Origin of the sequence: Chryseobacterium tructae (assembly GCF_030409875.1) — a bacterium.
In the GTDB taxonomy this organism is placed as follows: domain Bacteria; phylum Bacteroidota; class Bacteroidia; order Flavobacteriales; family Weeksellaceae; genus Chryseobacterium; species Chryseobacterium tructae.
The window spans coordinates 121,792-140,445 of the sequence record NZ_JAUFQR010000001.1; the positions used below are offsets into that span (position 1 = coordinate 121,792).

Annotated in this window: 14 protein-coding genes and 3 pseudogenes; 12 read left to right on the forward strand and 5 right to left on the reverse strand. The window is 35.1% G+C overall.

Annotated features, from left to right (window positions below; all coding sequences use genetic code 11):
- Positions 1–3 precede the first annotated feature (3 nt).
- Positions 4–381: a MauE/DoxX family redox-associated membrane protein gene (locus QWZ06_RS00585; protein WP_290295215.1), complete on the reverse strand. Its 378-nt coding sequence runs from the start codon at positions 379–381 to the stop codon at positions 4–6.
- 154 nt (positions 382–535) lie between these two features.
- Here QWZ06_RS00585 and QWZ06_RS00590 point away from each other — a divergent pair, with 154 nt between their 5' ends.
- Positions 536–787 (forward strand): bacteriocin-like protein, encoded by a 252-nt coding sequence (locus QWZ06_RS00590; RefSeq protein ID WP_290295216.1) that lies wholly within the window; start codon positions 536–538, stop codon positions 785–787.
- A gap of 104 nt (positions 788–891) precedes the next feature.
- On the opposite strand, the gene QWZ06_RS00595 is transcribed toward QWZ06_RS00590, so the two are convergent.
- A complete protein-coding gene (locus QWZ06_RS00595; RefSeq protein ID WP_290295217.1) occupies positions 892–2,004 on the reverse strand; it encodes an AI-2E family transporter in 1,113 nt (370 codons plus the stop codon).
- 190 nt (positions 2,005–2,194) lie between these two features.
- Positions 2,195–4,599 (reverse strand): annotated as a pseudogene (lon, locus tag QWZ06_RS00600) (endopeptidase La).
- 260 nt (positions 4,600–4,859) lie between these two features.
- On the opposite strand from lon, the pseudogene QWZ06_RS00605 reads away from it, so the two are divergent.
- From QWZ06_RS00605 to QWZ06_RS00625, 5 genes and pseudogenes are all read left to right on the forward strand, one after another.
- Positions 4,860–7,009 (forward strand): annotated as a pseudogene (locus tag QWZ06_RS00605) (peptidylprolyl isomerase).
- A 131-nt stretch (positions 7,010–7,140) separates the two neighbouring features.
- On the forward strand, positions 7,141–8,091 hold the full coding sequence (locus tag QWZ06_RS00610; protein WP_290295218.1) for an MlaD family protein: 951 nt from the start codon (positions 7,141–7,143) through the stop codon (positions 8,089–8,091).
- A gap of 8 nt (positions 8,092–8,099) precedes the next feature.
- Positions 8,100–9,427: pseudogene (locus QWZ06_RS00615) on the forward strand (4Fe-4S dicluster domain-containing protein).
- An 87-nt stretch (positions 9,428–9,514) separates the two neighbouring features.
- On the forward strand, positions 9,515–10,300 hold the full coding sequence (locus QWZ06_RS00620) for a (Fe-S)-binding protein (RefSeq protein ID WP_047377320.1): 786 nt from the start codon (positions 9,515–9,517) through the stop codon (positions 10,298–10,300).
- Positions 10,301–10,402: 102 nt separating this feature from the next.
- The gene (locus tag QWZ06_RS00625; protein WP_290295219.1) at positions 10,403–10,894 is read left to right on the forward strand and encodes a hypothetical protein; all 492 of its coding nucleotides are present in this window, start codon (positions 10,403–10,405) and stop codon (positions 10,892–10,894) included.
- A gap of 74 nt (positions 10,895–10,968) precedes the next feature.
- Here QWZ06_RS00625 and QWZ06_RS00630 read toward each other — a convergent pair whose 3' ends face one another.
- The gene (locus QWZ06_RS00630; protein ID WP_290295220.1) at positions 10,969–11,778 is read right to left on the reverse strand and encodes a class I SAM-dependent methyltransferase; all 810 of its coding nucleotides are present in this window, start codon (positions 11,776–11,778) and stop codon (positions 10,969–10,971) included.
- Between the two features lie 59 nt (positions 11,779–11,837).
- Here QWZ06_RS00630 and QWZ06_RS00635 point away from each other — a divergent pair, with 59 nt between their 5' ends.
- The 6 genes from QWZ06_RS00635 (at position 11,838) to QWZ06_RS00660 (ending at position 17,839) form a co-directional block, all read left to right on the forward strand.
- Entirely contained in the window at positions 11,838–12,905 is a 1,068-nt protein-coding gene (locus QWZ06_RS00635; RefSeq protein ID WP_290295221.1) for a glycosyltransferase, read from the forward strand.
- A 76-nt stretch (positions 12,906–12,981) separates the two neighbouring features.
- Positions 12,982–14,226, forward strand: coding sequence for an oligosaccharide flippase family protein (locus QWZ06_RS00640; RefSeq protein WP_290295222.1), 1,245 nt, complete (start codon positions 12,982–12,984; stop codon positions 14,224–14,226).
- 27 nt (positions 14,227–14,253) lie between these two features.
- On the forward strand, positions 14,254–14,760 hold the full coding sequence (locus QWZ06_RS00645; protein ID WP_290295223.1) for a hypothetical protein: 507 nt from the start codon (positions 14,254–14,256) through the stop codon (positions 14,758–14,760).
- A 63-nt stretch (positions 14,761–14,823) separates the two neighbouring features.
- Positions 14,824–16,092, forward strand: a complete 1,269-nt coding sequence (gene serS / locus QWZ06_RS00650) for a serine--tRNA ligase (RefSeq protein ID WP_160137982.1) — start codon at positions 14,824–14,826, stop codon at positions 16,090–16,092.
- A gap of 227 nt (positions 16,093–16,319) precedes the next feature.
- Positions 16,320–17,405: a hypothetical protein gene (locus QWZ06_RS00655; protein ID WP_290295224.1), complete on the forward strand. Its 1,086-nt coding sequence runs from the start codon at positions 16,320–16,322 to the stop codon at positions 17,403–17,405.
- Between the two features lie 20 nt (positions 17,406–17,425).
- Positions 17,426–17,839 carry a T9SS type A sorting domain-containing protein gene (locus tag QWZ06_RS00660; protein ID WP_290295225.1) on the forward strand — a complete coding sequence of 138 codons (414 nt, stop codon included), beginning with the start codon at positions 17,426–17,428 and terminating at the stop codon, positions 17,837–17,839.
- A 65-nt stretch (positions 17,840–17,904) separates the two neighbouring features.
- Here the strand turns inward: QWZ06_RS00660 and QWZ06_RS00665 are convergent, their stop codons facing one another.
- Positions 17,905–18,648 (reverse strand): hypothetical protein, encoded by a 744-nt coding sequence (locus QWZ06_RS00665; protein WP_290295226.1) that lies wholly within the window; start codon positions 18,646–18,648, stop codon positions 17,905–17,907.
- Positions 18,649–18,654 lie beyond the last annotated feature (6 nt).

The window sequence follows — 18,654 nt, forward strand, 5'->3', positions numbered from 1 at the left end:
TTGTTATCCAACCAGATTTTTATATTTATCCCTATTGTCAATTAATATCCAGATATTAATCATAAATAGTATTCCGGAAATACAAATTCCCGTGGTTGAAGGATCTCTGTAAACATTATGAATTAAAATGCCTGTCAAAATTGGCAGGATAATAATAGCGCCTAGCGCTCTTGTTTTTGGGAAAATAAATAATAAACCACCTATTATTTCTACAGTTCCTACCAATGGCAATAGCCAACCGATTTCTCCGAATGCAGCATAGAGTTTCATTTGTGCTTCAGTAAGTGGAGGAGCTGGATTGTAATGGAAAAATTTGTCTAGTCCTGCGTTAATAAACATAACGCCAAATAAAATACAGATGATGAGTTTAATGATTTTCATAATAAATATTTTATATCAAATGTAAAATAAAAATACAATTTTATTGTGATTTTATGATTTTAAAATGACATTACTTGTGTTAACGGTAGGTTAATGTGATATTCTGTGTCATTTTATTATTTATATTTGAAGATAAACTAAACTCATAATTATTATGTTGAAAAATCTTAAAAAATTAAACCGTACGGATTTAAAAGAAGTTCAGGGTGGTATTGGCATTGGATTGTGTGATATTGGCCCTGTTGGCTGCCCATGTAAAATACCTCCCGGAGATCCATGTTTAGGAGGTGGTACTGGTGGCGGGCCTACAACTCCTAATCTTGGATATTGTCCGGATAACCAATCCTATATTCCTTGTGAGGAATCTTGCCCGAGTGGGATGAAGCCACTTTGTGCATTACCATAATAAATAATAAAGACTGCCGTGAAAGGCAGTCTTTGTTATTTAAATTCTAAAGATGAATATGAGTAGATATTTGTAAGTAATCGTGTAATTTATTACTCATACTATCAGTCCATCTCCTTCAAGGTAATATTCTTTGAAATCTTGTAACTTTTCTTCTTTTTGTTCGGTTTTTCTTCTTCTCCGAGCAATTTTCCCCAAGGTTTTAAATCTTCTACTTTTTCGCAGATGATCTTGATAATAGCAATGGCAGGAATGCAAAGAAACATTCCGGCAATTCCCCAAAGATGTTCCCCTAAAAGAATCCCTATAAATGAAAATAAAGCATTGATCTTCACCCGGGATCCTACAACAAATGGAAGGACAATATTTCCATCGATAGCATGAATACCGATATAGCCTATCGCTACATAGATGCATGTTGAAGGATTGGCGGTAGCAAATGCAATAAAACACGATATGAAAAGTGATATAAAAATGCCCAAATAGGGAATTACATTTAATAAGCCTGTTAAAACACCTAAGAGAATGGCATATTTTACACCTAAGACGGTAAGCACTATAGAGGTAAGGATAGAGACAATAATGACCTGCAGGCAAAGCCCGAAGATGTATTTCTTGGTCATTACCCGAATTTCATTTACTGCTGACTGCACACTTGCTTTATGCCTCTCATTAAAAACAGTAACGATAAAATTGTTCAAAAGTCTTCTGTAATTTAAGATAAAAATGAAAAACAGAGTGAAGAATATAATAAATCCAAAACCCGTTGAAAATATTCCAAAGGTAAAACCTAAAATAGCTCCTGAAGAAGACAAAAGCTTGTTCAGTCCCTGGTTAATATAATCTACCTGTTCATCCACTTTTACATTGAATGTTTTTGAAACCCAATGTTGAGCATTATTGAACACCGTAGTAAACTGTTCTCTGAGGTGAGGAAGATCCTTACTAAAATCAGATAATTGATTGGTGAAAAAATAAATAATCCCCGCTAAAATAATTAGCATAATGAATACGGAAGTCATTGTTGACATGGATCTTGGGAATCGTAATTTTCTTTCCATGAAAGTGGCAGCTGGTAAGAATAGCATAGCCATTAGAAATGCAAAGAAAAAAGGAGCTAAAATGGTTTGCCCCAATGCTAAAAGATATCCGATCCCAATAATCGAAATAACAACAAGGGTAAGCTTGACAAGGAAGGGAAGTCTAAGAAAGTTCATAATCTAAAAATCTGCAGTATGGAATAAAAATAAGAAAAACCCGTCGAATTGAATAACTTTTATTCAAACAATGTGGATTTTTCTTTCTGCATATCAAATTTCGTTCCTAAAGTCCTTTGTAAAAGCAGAAACACGCCCTGAAATTCAGAACGTGTTTCCTATTGAGAAGTTAATATGTAAATAAGTTGTTTTATTTTTCAATGGCGATGTCAATGACTTCCTCCATTCTGTTGACATAATGTACTTTTAGATTCTTTAAATAATCTTTCTTGATTTCCTCTACATCTTTTCTGTTGGCTTCACAAAGAATGACATCTTTTACTCCCGCTCTGGTTGCGGCAAGAAGTTTCTCTTTAATTCCACCTACAGGAAGTACTTTTCCTCTTAGAGTAATCTCCCCTGTCATAGCAAGGTGAGGTTTTATTTTTTTGTTTTTGAAAGAAGAAACCATTGAAGTCAGCATAGCGATCCCAGCAGAAGGCCCATCTTTAGGAGTTGCTCCTTCAGGAACGTGAACGTGAATATTTTTCTTATCCAGATCTTCCTGGGCAATTCCCAATTCATCATGTTTGGCCTTAATGTATTCCAATGCAATCGTTGCCGATTCTTTCATTACAGTTCCCAGATTTCCAGTCATTGTTAAAGCTCCTTTTCCGTTGCTTAGAATGCTTTCAATATATAAAATATCTCCCCCAACACTTGTCCAGGCAAGACCTGTTACAACACCGGGAACTCCTGTTATTTCAGAAAGGCTTTTCGGTCTTGGAACTCCAAGAATTTCGTCTACCTTTTCTAATGAAATCTTCGGATCGTATTCTTTTACCAAAGCAGTTTGTAAAGCTACCCATCTTGCAACGGAAGCAATTCTTTTCTCTAAGGTTCTTACACCGCTTTCAGAAGTGTGAGCTTCAATAATATGTTTAAGTTCAGCATTCCCAAGCTTAAATGATTTGATATCCAAACCGTTTTCTTCCTGCTGTTTCTTGATTAAATGTCTTTTTGCAATTTCTATCTTTTCTTCTAACGTATATCCTGCGATCTGAATAATTTCAGTTCTGTCTAATAACGGAGTCTGAATTGTAGAAAGCGAGTTGGCTGTTGCGATAAACATCACTTTAGACAAGTCATATCCCATTTCAAGGAAGTTGTCGTAAAAAGACTTATTTTGTTCAGGATCAAGAACTTCTAATAAAGCTGAGCTTGGATCTCCATGAAGACCTTGAGCAATTTTATCAATCTCATCCAGAACAATCACAGGATTGGAAGTTCCGGACTTTTTGATAGACTGAAGAATTCTTCCGGCCATAGCACCAATATAGGTCTTTCTGTGTCCACGGATCTCGCTTTCGTCATGAAGTCCACCTAAAGATAGTCTCACATATTTCTGCCTAGGGCATCTGCAATAGATTTACCTAACGAGGTTTTACCAACTCCCGGAGGGCCTACCAACAATAGGATAGGAGACTTCATGTTATTTTTTAACTTTAAAACAGCCATGTGTTCCAAAATTCTTTTCTTAATATCTTCAAGTCCGAAATGTGCTTTATCTAGAACTTTTTCAGCTTTTGCAATATCAAAAATATCTTTGGTATATGTTTCCCATGGAAGATCGGTAAAGAAATCCAGATAATTTCTCTGTACATTATAATCCGGAGAATTAGGATTCTGTCTTTGTAGTCTGCCGATTTCCTTTTGGAAGTGTTCTTCTACTTCCTGGCTCCACTTCTTGGTTCTTGCTTTTGCAATAAGATCTGCTACATCACTTTCAGTGCCACCGCCTAATTCTTCCTGGATCGTTCTGATCTGCTGATTCAGAAAATATTCTCTTTGTTGCTTATCGAGATCTTTTGAAGTTTTTTGATGAATTTGATTTCTCAATTCCAGCTTTCTGAAGTCCTCGTGCATCATTTCATAGCATTTATTAGCTCTTTCCATCATGCTTTTCTCTTCAAGCAGCTTTTGCTTTTCTAAAGATGGAAAACTTGCGTTGGTGCAGATGAAATTCAGTAGATCATCATTATTATTGATGTTTTTGATCGCAAAATTAGCTGCATTAGGAATGTTGGGATCCAGCTCTATGATTTTTAAAGCCAGGTCTTTTACATTGTCTAATAAGGCTTCATATTCCTCCTGATTTTTAGGTTTTGTATCTTTTAATTTTGTGATTTCTGCTTTAAAATAAGGTTGGTTTTCAATGATTTTTTTGATTTTGAATCTATGGAAACCTTTGGTGATTGCCGTAATATTACCTTCAGGAAGTTTGATGATCTTAATGATCTTTGCTAATGTACCGGTTGTATAAATATCCTTTTCGGTAGGTTGCTCTAGATCTGAATTCTTTTGGCTTACAATTCCGATGAAATCTCCGTTTTTCTGCGCTTCCTCAAGAAGCTGTATAGAGGTTTTTCTTCCTGCAGTAATAGGAATTACCACATTAGGGAACATCACCATATTTCTTACGGGAAGTATTGGGAATATTTTCTGTTCGGAATTCTTTTCAGTCTCTCCAAAGTCGGAAAGATTGATTTCTTCAGTGACAATATCAAAGCCGTCGCTGATCATTTCTTCTAAACTTATATCTTCAAATTCTGTCATAATGGATGGAATGACAAATTGTCATTTCGTATTTAATCGTTAACTGGATTTTTTTATAATATGCCCTGAAAACGTGTGGTATATTATAATATATTAAGATGCACAATACTTATGCCATTTGTTTTTTACGAAAAAATATGGTCAAAATTTCCTTTTTTAGATAAACTTTAGGATTTAAAATTAAAATAAAGAACTTCTGCTTCTCTAATTTCTTAAAAATGTGTATTTTCGCAAACTGATAAAAAACTATAATTTATAAAATGGCAATTTTAGGACAGATTAGGAGTAAGCCTTGGCTTTTAATGGGAGTAATAGCCTTAGCGCTTTTGGCGTTCTTGGTGAACCCAGACAGTATCGATAAGGTTTTTGGTAAGAATCCTGACATTTTAGGAAAAGTAAATGGTGAGAAAATCACCCGCGAAGAGTTCAATGATCAGCTTTTCGTGTTGCAGCAACAGGCTGAACAACAGGGTCGTCCAAAGAACGGTCTTGAAGAACAGGCTTGGCAGTTACTTGTTCAATCTAAACTTATCAAGCAGCAGTTTGAGAAATTGGGCTTTGAAATGACTGATGATTATTTCTGGAATCAAATCCAGTATGATCAGATGTTCGCCCAAAATCAACAATTCTTTGATGAGAAAGGGAACTTTAAAACTCAAGACCTTAAAAAAGAGATTGAAACATTACAAAACACGAACCCTCAGGGATATGCTCAATGGTTGAAAACAAGAAAATCAATCGAGTACAGACTAATGGCGAGACAGGTGTTTACCAACGTTTCAGCAGGTATTACCACTGGTAAGAAAGAAGCTGAAGAATTGATGAAAGAAAGAGATCAGCTTGCTGACATCGACTTTGTAAAAGTAGATTATGCAGCTTATCTTCAGAAAACAAAGATTAATGTTACTACAGAAGATCTTGCGAACTACATCAAGCAACACCCGGTAATGTTCAAAGCTGAACCGAGCAGAAACTTAGGAATTGTATTTTTTCCTTCTAAACCAAGTGCAGCAGATGATGCGGCAGCTTTAAAGGATATTACAAAATTATACTCTGGAGGTACAGATGCTAGTGGAGGAACTGAGAACTTCCAGAATACAAAGAATGATTCTATGTTTGTAATGGCAAACTCAGATTCACCTTTCAATCCTCAGTATGTAAACCTACACAATTGCCAGCTACTATACAAGGTCAGATCGCAACAGCTGCGGTAGGACAGACTTTTGGACCATATAAAGAACAAAATTTCTATGTAGTTTCTAAGCTTGTAGGTAAAAAGACTTCAGATTCTACATTGTCAAGACATATCCTGATCGCTTTCAAAGGAAGCCCGGCAGGAGAAGGAGTAACAAGATCTAAAGAGCAGGCTAAGAAATTGGCAGACTCTATCGGAGCGATCGTAAAAGCTACACCAGCTAAATTTACAGAGTTCCTTAAACTTTCAAATGATCCAAATTCAGCTGCACAAGGAGGTAGCCTTGGTTGGACAACTCCGGAGACGCCTTTCGTACCAGAGTTCCTTACTTATCTTGCTAACAATCCTAAAGGAGCAACAGGTGTTGTGGAAACTCAGTTTGGGTACCACATCATCAATATCGAAGATAAAAAGTCAGGATCAATGGGATATAAGGTGGCAAATCTTGTAAAAGAGATCAAACCTTCAGATGCTACAGAAGCTGAAACAGATAAAAACGCTAGAAAATTCATCCAGCAGGTTCAAGGGAAGTCTTTCAACGATTTCGTGAATATTGCTAAGAAAGGAAACTTCCAGTTCACAAATCCTAAAGCGGCGAAGAGATTCGAAGGACAACTTCAGGGATTGGGTACTGAAAAAGATGGCGAGATCCTTACTTGGGCTTTTGATAAGAAAAGATCTAAAGGAGATACCGAATTATTCAATGTAGATGGAACAGGAGATAAAATTGTTGTATTCCTGAACGGAAAACAAGAAGCAGGTCTTGCTGATCCAGAATCTGTAAGAGATCAAATTGAAATAATTGTTAAAAATAAACTAGCTGCAAAACAAATTTCTGATAAAATTGCAGGAGCGAAAGCTTCAGGTTTAGATCAGATTGCTACATTGTTTGCTACTACAAAACAATCTGCTCAGGTAAATCTATTAAACCCTTCAGTAGCTGGAGCTATGGAGCCTAAAGTTGCTGGTGCGGCATTTGGTGTTGCAAAAGGTAAACTTTCTAACCCGGTTGAAGGAGGAACAGGAGTTTATGTACTGATCAAAAAATCAGAAACAGTAAACAAACAACCTGGTGATCTTAAACAATTTACTGAATCTATTTCTCAGAGAAATGCAGGCATGTTTGGCCAAGCTTGGTTGAAGAGTCTTCAGGATAACGCAGATATCGAGGACTATAGAATCGAGATCTGGAACAAGGTGGGAAATCAGCAATAATAAGAGATTCAAATCTATCAATATAAAAGCGACAATTTTTTTGTCGCTTTTTTTTGTATTTAACGCAGAACAATAAAGGAAAAGATTTATTTAAAATGTACTATATTTGCTTATTAGAAAAAAATTAGCAAGTGAAGTTCAGTAAAGAATTAAAAGCTGGTGTGATTGCACTTCTAGCTGTCGTAGGCTTTGTGGTGTTGTTTCAATTTATGAAAGGGAAAAGCCTTTTTACTACCGACAATATCTTTTACGCAAAATATGACAATGTGGAAGGCCTTGCGCAGTCTTCAGCGGTCTCTATCAACGGTCTTAAAGTAGGACAGGTTGATAAGATTATACCTCAAACAGGAAAGGATGGTAAAATCAGTTTTGTTGTAAAAATTACGGTTGATAACAAATTTGAATTTTCAAAAAACTCAACACTGGAAATTTTTGAACCGGGATTAATGTCCGGGAAAGAAATGAGAGTAAATTTGGTATACGGAGGAATTACAGCAAAAGATGGAGATACTCTGAAAGGAGCTTTCAAACTGGGAACATTGGGAAGTCTTTCTTCTCAGGTAGGCCCGGTAAAAGATCAATTGCAGGTAGTTCTTCATAGAGTAGACTCTTTGATGGCAAATGCCAATCTGCTTGTTGATGCACAAAACAGAGCTGAAGTAAAAGCTTTATTATCCAACCTTAACAAAACAGTAGGAGCATTACAAACAACTGCAGGAAATGTAAACAATCTTGTAGGGCATAATGATCCGAAACTGCAGAAAGTATTGGATGACGCAAGTCTTACTATGCAAAGTGGAAAGGTTACTTTGGATAAATACGGAAATCTAGCACAGAGCATTGATACAAAGCAATTAAATGCAACGATTGCTAATCTTGATGCTACTGTAGGAAAACTGAATCAGGTGATTGGCGGAATAGATAAAGGAGAAGGAAGTTTAGGGAAACTCATGAAAGATGATCAGTTGTACAATAATCTGAATTCAGCTTCTTCTAACCTGAATACATTAATCGAGGATATGAAAGCAAATCCTAAGAGATATATCAATTTTTCGGTTTTCGGTAAAAACAATAAAGACTAATACGCCTTATGCAGTACATCGATAACATTATTTTCCTGATTTTATTAGTGGCAGGATTTGGACTTTTTGCGAAGAGCCTGCTGAAGATCTATAGAAATATCAGGCTTGGTCACGAGATCAATAGAAACGATAAGAAATCTGAACGCTGGAGTACTATGGCTAGAGTGGCTATGGGACAAAGCAAAATGGTAAAACGTCCTATTGCTGGGGTTTTACACCTTTTCGTGTATGTAGGTTTTGTGATTATCAATATAGAACTTATTGAAATTATTGTTGATGGACTGTTTGGAACACATCGTTTCCTGGCGTCAGTTTTTGGAAGCGGATTCTATAGTTTCTTTACGGCAACCTTAGAAATTCTTGCCCTTCTTGTGGTAATAGGAGTGGTTGTATTTTTCATCAGAAGAAACTTTTATGGAGTTAAGAGATTAACAATGAAAGAACTTTTCGGATGGCCAAAACAAGATGCCAACTGGATTCTTATCATCGAGTTTGCTTTAATGATGGCGTTCTTTAAAATGAATGCGGCTGATTGGGTATTGCAGCAAAGAGGTGTACTGCCTGTGCTTGGAAGTTTCCCGATAAGTTCTTCAATTCTAGGGCCTATTTTGAGTAATTTCGGGGATGGATTTTTGCACTTTACAGAAAAAGGAGCTTGGTGGTTCCACTTTGTAGGGATTCTTTTCTTTATGAATTATCTTTACTATTCAAAACATTTGCACATTATCTTAGCTTTCCCAAGTACTTGGTATGCTAATCTTGATAAAAAAGGAAAATTCAACAATCTTGATTCTGTAACCAAAGAAATCAAATTGATGATGGATCCTAATGCAGATCCTTATGCTGCGCCAGCAGAGGGAGCTGAAGCTGATGCTCCTTCTAAATTTGGAGCAGAAGATATATTTGATCTGAATCAGGTACAATTGCTTAATGCCTATTCCTGTACAGAATGTGGACGTTGTACTTCTGTTTGTCCTGCTAATATTACAGGCAAAAATTGTCTCCGAGATTGATCTTAATGAAGACAAGAGACCGTTTGGAAGAAGTAGGAAAGAACATTGATAAAAACGGAAAATTTGTTGACGACGGTAAAAAGTTGTTGAATGACTATATCACTAAGGAAGAACTTTGGGCTTGTACTACATGTAATGCTTGTACAGATGCTTGTCCTGTATTGTTGGATCCGCTTTCTATTATCTTTGAAATGAGAAGATTCCTGGTAATGGAACAGTCTGCTGCTCCACAGGAACTTAACCTGATGATGACGAATGTGGAGAACAATGCTGCTCCTTGGCAGTACAACCAGGCTGACCGTCTGAATTGGGCAAATGATTAATAAATTTATCAATGTATCAATTTGAAAATTGACAATAGATTGTTACATGGATACATTTAGATTGTTACATTATTTAATTTAAAAGAAATGGATTTCAATATAAAAACAATGGCAGAATATGCTGCCGAAGGAAAAGCACCGGAAGTTTTATTTTGGGTTGGTTGTGCCGGAAGTTTCGATGACCGTGCTAAAAAAATTACAAAAGCATTTTGCAAAATATTGAATAAAATAGGAGTAGAATTTGCTGTTTTAGGACAGGAAGAAAGCTGCACCGGAGATCCTGCAAAAAGAGCTGGAAATGAATTCGTTTTCCAGATGATGGCTCTTACCAATATTGAAGTCCTGAATGCTTACGAAGTAAAGAAAATTGTAACAGCATGCCCACACTGTTTCAATACCCTTAAAAATGAATATCCAAGTCTTGGCGGACACTTTGATGTAGTTCACCACACACAATTCCTGAAGACTTTAATGGAAGAAGGAAGACTGAAGATTGAAGGCGGAGCATTTAAAGGAAAGAAAATCACTTTCCATGATCCTTGTTACCTTGGACGTGCGAATGATGAGTATGAAGCTCCAAGAATGCTGCTTGAAAAACTTGATGCAGAGCTTGTGGAAATGAAGCGTTGCAAAACAAACGGTCTTTGTTGTGGTGCCGGTGGTGCACAGATGTTTAAAGAACCTGAAAAAGGGAATAAAGACATTAATATTGAAAGAACCGAGGAGGCTTTATCTTTTGAGCCTAAGGTAATTGCAACCGGATGTCCATTCTGTAATACAATGATGACAGATGGTGTAAAACATTTCAATAAAAACACTGAAGTAGCAGTAAAAGATATCGTAGAACTTCTTGCAGAAGCAGAAGATTTGTAGATGATAAATAAAATATACATGAAAACTCAGGCTCTTGCTTGGGTTTTTATGCATTATAAACTCAAGAATATTTCTTAATTTTATACTTTAAATTGAGCAGCAATGAAAATTGAAGAATCAAACGTTGTAGAAACGAACGACTACAGAGTCATTATATACCCGGCATCAAGGCCATTTGAAACAAAAGAGGCAAAAGCCATTACAGAAAAGCTATTTGATTTTCTGGCAACTTGGGCTGCACACGGAAAACCGCTTTCATCATCTTTTAAAATTGAAAAAAATCAATTTATTATTATATGTGTAGATGAAGAGAAAGAAATGGCTTCAGGGTGTAGTATTGATGCGCTAGGAAAGATTATGAGAGAGCTTGATGAAGAATATCAGCTGGGATTATTTGACAGAATGAAAGCTAGTTTTGTAGAAAATGGTGAAGTGAAAACATTGAAACTTCTTGATTTTAAGAACAAGCTGAAAAACGGTGAATTACCAAAAGATATTCAGGTATTTGACTTTTCTAAAAATACATATCTGGACTTTTTAAGCCACTTCCTTCTTCCGTTGGAGAAAAGCTGGGCGGGAAGTTATATCAGCTAAGTATTTTTATACTACGATCAGAATAAGGGATGGCTTTTGCCATCCTTTTTTGCTTTCTAAATGAGTATTCTTTATTAAGAAGAAAACTCTTCTGAATGAATTTTTACATTGAGAATTTTTGTAGGAGCTGCTTTGTCATCAAACGGTGTGGTAGGAAACTTTCCTTTAATAAAAATGGCGCACATCGTATTCTGTGGATGATAAAGATAACCATGATTTTCTTTTCCAACTCCGTCCAGAATAGCCTGAAAGACTTCGTATCTGATTTTCAATGGATTATAAGCGTAATCATGCCATACAACGATAGAGTTTTCATGCAAAAGATTGTCAAAAACTTTCTTTGTATCATTGAGAACCATCTCATAGCTATGGTCGCCATCAATAAAGACTAAATCGTATTTTTTGCCTAAAGATGTGAAATCGAAGAATTTGGTGTTCGCTTCAAGATGATTTATTTGAGGATTCTTTTGTGAAAGGATACCATGTTGTTCGGCATATTTTACATGTAATCCCATCTCTTTCATTTCTTTTTTAGATAAGTTGATGGTGGTACAGTCCTCAGTGTATTTGGCAACATTATAGACACTTTCTCCACGCCATGTGCCAATTTCAATGTAGGAATTGACATCATTTCTCATGGAAAGGGTTTTAAGAAGTTGTAAATCTGTGATTAATGATCCTCCATCCAATATGAAACTGTCAATATCTTCAGCCACTTTATCTCCCAGAAGTTTCATATCAATCTGTGGCAAAGAAGAAATTCCTGTATATTTCTTTTTGAATTTTTTTTCTGCTTCCAATGAGCTATCCAGAACAAGGTTGATTAAGCTTGGGGTTTCAAGAATAGTTCGAAAAAAAGACAGAAATTTATTAACTTTAGCCATTAGTTTGCTGAGATGTAATTTGCATTAATAATCAAACAAAGATACAACTAAATAAAATTTTGGAAAGAAAAAAGATACTCTTCATCTCATCGTGGTTTCCTAATAAAATAGAGCCTACCAATGGTAATTTTGTGCAGCGGCACGCGGAAGCCGTTTCATTATCATGTGATGTTGAAATACTGCATGCTATTGGTAATTTTGATCAGGAAGAGCTATATGTTTATGATGATAAAATCATTAATAACATCAGAACTTTAATCATTTATTATAAAAACTCAAAAAATCCGGTTCAGAACTTTGTAAGAAGAATGAAAGCGTATTCAGAAGGGTTTACTCAATTGCGTAAACCGGATCTGATTCATGCGAATGTTTTGCATAACAATATGCTTTTTGCCGTTTATCTGAAAAGAAAATATAAAATTCCATTTGTTGTGACAGAGCATTGGACAGCCTTACAAAAACAAAATCTATCAAAAACCTCCGGTAATATTAAGCGAATAGCAAAATATATAGCTAAACATGCCGGATATATCTTACCAGTAAGCAATAACTTAAAAGATAGTTTGACACAGTTGGGAATTACCACCCCGATGAAAGTGATTTCAAATGTAGTAGATACGGAAGTCTTTACCATTGAGGCTAAAACTGAAAAATCAGATCATGTGAAATTTCTGCATGTATCAAGCTTGATTCCCCGTAAAAGACCACAAGATATTATCAGAGCAGTTCATCTATTATACCAAAACGGATATTCTGTAAGCTTGGAAATAGGAGGCGATGGTGATGCTGAGACTTTGGAGACTTTGGTGAAAAGTTTATCTGCTGAAAATTATATCAAGGTTTTTGATGCCATTAGCTATCCTGAAGTTGCAGAGAAAATGCAACATTCGGATTATTTTATTCTATTCAGTGAAAATGAAACCCAGGGTTGTGTTATTCTGGAATCTTATGCCTGTGGTAAACCTGTGATCTCAACAATGGTGGGAGGAGCGGCTGAATTTATTATTGAAGGCCTCGGAATTGGTATTGAGAAGGATAATACAGTTCAGCTTTATGATGTTTGGAGAAAATATGCAAACAGGAATATGTTTTCAAAAGTGAATCTGAGATTAGAAATTATTGTGTAGACAGATATTCCAGAAAAGCTATTACCGAACAGTTTACCGAAATCTATGATGAAGTTCTTTCTAAAAATAATGTCTCGTGAAAAGCCTGAAAGATTTTTTAAGAAACTTTTTTAGTAATAGTGGACATCATGTTTTCTTATCTTTCCTCATTGCTAAAATCTGTAGCTTTCTGGGATCCTTGCTGATCATCAGATTGTTACCCGAAAATGAATTCGGTGTTTTAAGTATTGTTCTTTCCGTGTTGACTATTTTTACACCATTTACCGGGTTTGGAAGCAGTCAGAGCTTAATGCGGTTTGGGTCAATGTCAGTAGATAAAGACGAGAAATTAAAAATTTCATCTTATTTCTTTTTCAAAGGCATTCTGTTTGAGCTGATCCTCATTGTCTTGTTTTTAGGTGTTTCCGTTTTTTACTTTGATAAGTATGAGGATATCTTCATTATCTTTATTTTTTGTGCGATAAGACTTGGCGGATTTTATTTTCTTAATCATATCCAGGGTTTTTATCGAATTACAGGGAAGAATCAGACCTTTGCAAGGATCAATAATATTGTTAATATCGGAGGGCTGCTATTAGTTTTGCTCCTTACGTACTTTTTCAAGTTTTACGGATATCTTATAGCCATCAGTATAGCCCCTTATTTATCGTTATTTTGGTTAAAAAAGGATATATATTCTCATGGAGCACTCAAACCGGGAAATTATAAAGAGATGTGGAGATATGGTATTTTTACCGCACTTACTTCTCTTACTTCTGATGCCCTATATTCATTGGATATCTTGTTGCTTGGTTTTATGCTGAATGAAAATGCGGTCGCCAATTACAGAACGGCTATTCTTATTCCATCTAATATTACTTTTCTGGCAACCAGTTTTCTACAGAGTGATTTTCCGGTTCTCTCCAAGAACTTTAAGGATAAGAAATTCCTGAAATCTTATGTTGTGAATTTTAATAAATTCTTCTTTCCCATTTGTCTGGGAATTCTGCTTTTCTTTTATCTATTTAAAAAGTATATAATTATTTTATTTTTTGGTGAAAACTATGTGAATAATACGACTTTATTAATGATTTTATCAGTAGGATTCACATTAGGCATGGTGACCAGAAATCTTTATGGAAATTTATTACCTGCAGTCGGAAAAATAGAGATTAATACATGGCTCAGCATCGGATCACTTATATTTTTGGCTGTGCTTGCCTATTTACTGGTTCCAGCTTACGGTACCATCGGAATGGGAATTGCTATGACAGCAACATTGCTTGTTTCCGGCTTGGGTTATCTGTTTTTTTTCTTTTCCTACTTAAGGAAACTGCCTTAATGGTAAAATCTTTTTATCTTTGTTAGAATGAAAAATATCTTTCTTTATATTTTATTATTAAGCTGTGTAGTTATCAGTTGTGGAAGTGATGACGATTCTTTACAAAGAATTGATCAGATACTGAATATCTATATGAAGTCGGATACCAGTCCGGATTTGTTGAATGCCAAAAAAAGCGGATCTTTTACCAGCTTTTCAGTGAATGATATGTTAGGGGACAAAGATAATTCTCCTGTGACAACTATTCCTTTAAGAATGAGACAGGATTCAGTTTTTTATATAGAATATATTGCAGGAGCGAAAAGGAAAAAATTTGATTCTGCGGGTACTACTTATTATTCCAGGATGCAGGTTACTTTGAATCAAATTATTAATAATACCCCTCAGCCGGTGGCTACAGATATTCTTGAAATTCACTATCGAAATACGCCGGAAGCATTTCAGGTTTCAGAGGTTTTATACAATACAGAATCCGTATTTTCAAAGGATGCGGGGACACCCAATTCAATAAATAACGTAACTATCATAAAATAGTTTTAAATTTGTAAAATTGTTAGCTTATATTAGGCTAAATTTAATATCTAACATCTAAATAAAATGTTACAAGTCAATTTTTTACGCGACAATAAAGAACGCGTTTTAGAAGGTCTTAAGAAAAGACAATTCAAGAATCTTGAGTTGGTAGACGAAGCTGTTGCTACTGACGACGAAAGAAAAAGAATCCAATTTGAATTAGATTCCCAGCTTTCCGAGATCAATAAAATCTCCAAGGAAATTGGACTTTTAATGAAGGAAGGAAAAAAAGAAGAAGCGGAATCAGCAAAATCTAAAACTGCACAATACAAAGAGTCGAGTTCAGAATTGAAATCTCAGCTGGAAGTAAAAGAAACTGAATTATTGAATATTCTGTATCAACTTCCAAACATTCCAAATGAATTGGTAAAAAGCGGTGCTTCAGCTGATGATAACGAAATTATTTTCCAGTCTCATACCGTAGAAGGTCTTGGTGAAGGAGCTATTCCTCACTGGGAACTGGCAAAAAAATATAACCTTATCGATTTTGAACTAGGAGTAAAAATTGCTGGGGCAGGATTTCCTGTTTATTTAGGAAAAGGAGCTAGATTACAAAGAGCCTTAGTTCAGTATTTCCTTGATAAAAATGTTGATAAAGGATATACAGAAGTAAACCCGCCTCACGTAGTAAATGAAGCTTCGGGTTTTGGAACAGGACAATTACCTGATAAAGAAGGACAGATGTACTATATCAACGAAGATAAATTATATCTGATTCCTACTGCGGAAGTTCCTGTAACGAACCTTTACCGTGATGTATTATTGGATGAAAGAGATCTTCCGATTAAAAATACGGCATTCTCTCAGTGTTATAGAAGAGAAGCGGGAAGCTACGGGGCTCACGTAAGAGGTCTAAATCGTCTTCACCAATTCGAAAAAGTAGAGATCGTAAGAATTGAAAAACCTGAAAATTCTTATGCTGTATTGGAAGAAATGGTAGAGCACATTAAAGAAATCCTTACTGATCTTGAACTTCCATTCAGAGTATTAAGACTTTGTGGTGGAGATACAGGTTTTGCTGCTGCTATGACTTATGATTTTGAAGTATGGAGTGCAGCACAGGAAATGTGGTTAGAAGTAAGTTCTGTTTCCAACTTTGAAACATTCCAGGCTAACAGATTGAAATGCCGTTACAAAGCAGATGGTAAATCTCAGTTGGTACACACCCTGAACGGTTCTGCTATGGCATTGCCAAGAATTATGGCTGCATTGTTGGAGAATAATCAGACAGCAGAAGGAATTAAGCTTCCTAAAAAGATTGCAGAATATGCAAGATTTGATGTGATTAATTAAATACATCTTTACTAATAAAAATAAATCCCTCTTTCTGAAAATGGAAGAGGGATTTTATATTTTATGAGGATAAAGACATTCTCCTTTACTATTATTAATGAGGTTTTTAATTTTTTTTTTAGCTTATTAGGAATGTCTTTACTGAATACGTAGTGGAAAAATCGGTAATTTAAAAAATAATATTATTGATGTATATTTAATGAACTTAAAAATAAAATACCAATTCCATGAAAAAACAAATTAGTTTAGTTTTACTGTTTGTGACCCTTGGGTTTTTCTTATCCAAATCTCAAGCATTATCTTTATTTACACCATTTCCTTTTCCCCAGGCACAATGTAATAACCTGGCCGGAAATTATTCAAATCAATGGAAACCAAGTCATGGTAGCCCTAATGTCTTAAATGTAGGTTGCGGAAACAATGTTGTAAGACTTTATTCTAAAAATCAAAGCATAACAGAAAGAAAGTCAGAAGGAATATTCATTGATCTTAATAATATTGGAATAACACTTACACCCCAGAAAAAATATAAAATAATTATTACCTATCGTTATTCTTTTCCCAATAACCCATATAATGCTATCAATTTTGATGCTTATTTTGCTAATGATATGGTTGAGAAATCAAATAATAACTGTGAAGAGGAGAAAGAGCCAACGGTTTCAGATAAGATTAAAATTCTCAGCTTTGCTACCGGAGAATCATTAAGTGATACTTATCCATGTCAAGTAAAATCAGTAGAGAAAGGGCAGATTGTAATAGGCAAATCATACAAATATTTATGGATTACATCTAATCTTAATAACAGTACACCAGGGTTACGTGAATATGTTGATATAGATAAAGTAGAATTATACCTAGACGGAGATAACGGAAGCACGGGCGGAACTTCAGGTGGAACAGTTGAAATTGTAGCATCTGATTTAAAAGTGCCTTGTAGCTCAACTGCCCCTATTACCTTTAAGGCTGTAACAAGCAGTACTCCTTTAAACAATAATTATTCATGGGAGTTTGAAAAAGGATGGAGTAAAAATGGGGCACCTGTATCATTAAGCAGTGGAAATTCTGATTTTGTAACAGTAACACCAACTGATCCTACTGTTTTACCTGGCTATGTTAAATTAGTACTTCGCATGAATGGTCAATTATTTGTAAGAGGAGTATATGTAAAAAGAAAAGAAATAGATGAGGCCAATATATTGAAGATCATTGAAGGAATTCGTAGTACCAGTGTTTATCCTGCTACAATAGATTATAGTATTAATCTGGAAATCAACAGTCTGTTTATTGGAGTAGTTCAGATACTTCAGTAGCAGATGTAGCCGTTTCCATAATGAATCCGGCAAAAGTTATTCTTAAGAAGCCTGGTCAATTTGTCCTCTCTGTTAAGGTTTTCGATTTTTGCGGACAATCTAAAACCTTTTCAATAGATGTAGATACGGAAAACCTTCCTTTAGGTCCCAATGGAAATATCTTTGCACGAAAGAATGAAACAAAAATGTATAAAGTATTTCCAAATCCTGCAAGTGATGTAGTTAATATTAAATTGGTCGGCAGTGGTTTACAGGATGATATCGAGAAGAATTATCGAGCTGAATTATTTAATGCATTAGGAGTAAAAGTAAAAGAAATAGCGTTGAAAAAAGATATTGAATTGATGTCTGTAACAGGCCTTATTCAAGGAGTATATACATTAAAAATCTATACAAATAGTAAAGTAGAAGAACATCAGTTAATTGTGAAATAGCTGAAGTTTGGTGAAAGCTAGTCTATACATAAAGAACCTCAATCGAATTCGATTGAGGTTCCTTATTATTCAGTGACAATGATGATTTTTTTATCAGCGTTTTTCAACTTATAATCCTTGTCATTCATTGTTTTTAAGTCATATTCAATCCTTACAGAATAATCGTTAATCTGTTTCAGCCAATCATGCTTGCCGCTAATCGATTTTATTTTATTTTCAAATTTCAGAGTCGTTCCGATATTTTTAAAAAACATCATCATCATTCCTTCCATTTTTTCTGTTTCCTCTTTTGAGCCTTGGGAGCGAAGTATCTCTTCAATATTTTTAAGATTAAAAAAATCAGTGTTAATGGTTAGAGTCTTGCCATCCCAGGTGTTATTTAAATTCTGTTCAAAAGGTAATTTTTCGTTTTTATTGAAATTTTTAATGATTTGATAATCATTAGGAGTGAAATGATCTATTTTAAATAATAATCCGATAGGAGTGGGATTGTTGTCATCTTTTTTGGATTTCAAAAAAACTTTTTTCAACATTCTTAGAGTATCCTGATTTTCTGTTTTCAGTTTCCCCTCATTCTTTAGAAGATCGTGCATACTTGTCCAGACTGTCGGAAATCGTTCCATCTCTTTAAATTTTTCCTGTTTTAAGGAATCAGGAGTCATGGCTTCCATTTCGGCCATAAATTCTCTGGTATCTATATCGGTAATCAGAGAGGTGGCTGTGTCTTTATGATAAAGTACTTCAGTATTAATATTGCAGGATTGTAGCGTAAACAGACTTATTAAGAATAAGACGATTGTTTTCTTCATGTGATG

Bases quoted from the DNA above. Each gene is read 5' to 3' on its own strand.
- QWZ06_RS00585 (WP_290295215.1), bottom strand. From the start codon at position 381: ATGAAAATCATTAAACTCATCATCTGTATTTTATTTGGCGTTATGTTT.
- QWZ06_RS00590 (WP_290295216.1), top strand. From the start codon at position 536: ATGTTGAAAAATCTTAAAAAATTAAACCGTACGGATTTAAAAGAAGTT.
- QWZ06_RS00595 (WP_290295217.1), bottom strand. From the start codon at position 2,004: ATGAACTTTCTTAGACTTCCCTTCCTTGTCAAGCTTACCCTTGTTGTT.
- QWZ06_RS00620 (WP_047377320.1), top strand. From the start codon at position 9,515: ATGGATTTCAATATAAAAACAATGGCAGAATATGCTGCCGAAGGAAAA.
- QWZ06_RS00625 (WP_290295219.1), top strand. From the start codon at position 10,403: ATGAAAATTGAAGAATCAAACGTTGTAGAAACGAACGACTACAGAGTC.
- QWZ06_RS00630 (WP_290295220.1), bottom strand. From the start codon at position 11,778: ATGGCTAAAGTTAATAAATTTCTGTCTTTTTTTCGAACTATTCTTGAA.
- QWZ06_RS00645 (WP_290295223.1), top strand. From the start codon at position 14,254: ATGAAAAATATCTTTCTTTATATTTTATTATTAAGCTGTGTAGTTATC.
- serS (WP_160137982.1), top strand. From the start codon at position 14,824: ATGTTACAAGTCAATTTTTTACGCGACAATAAAGAACGCGTTTTAGAA.
- QWZ06_RS00655 (WP_290295224.1), top strand. From the start codon at position 16,320: ATGAAAAAACAAATTAGTTTAGTTTTACTGTTTGTGACCCTTGGGTTT.
- QWZ06_RS00660 (WP_290295225.1), top strand. From the start codon at position 17,426: ATGAATCCGGCAAAAGTTATTCTTAAGAAGCCTGGTCAATTTGTCCTC.
- QWZ06_RS00665 (WP_290295226.1), bottom strand. From the start codon at position 18,648: ATGAAGAAAACAATCGTCTTATTCTTAATAAGTCTGTTTACGCTACAA.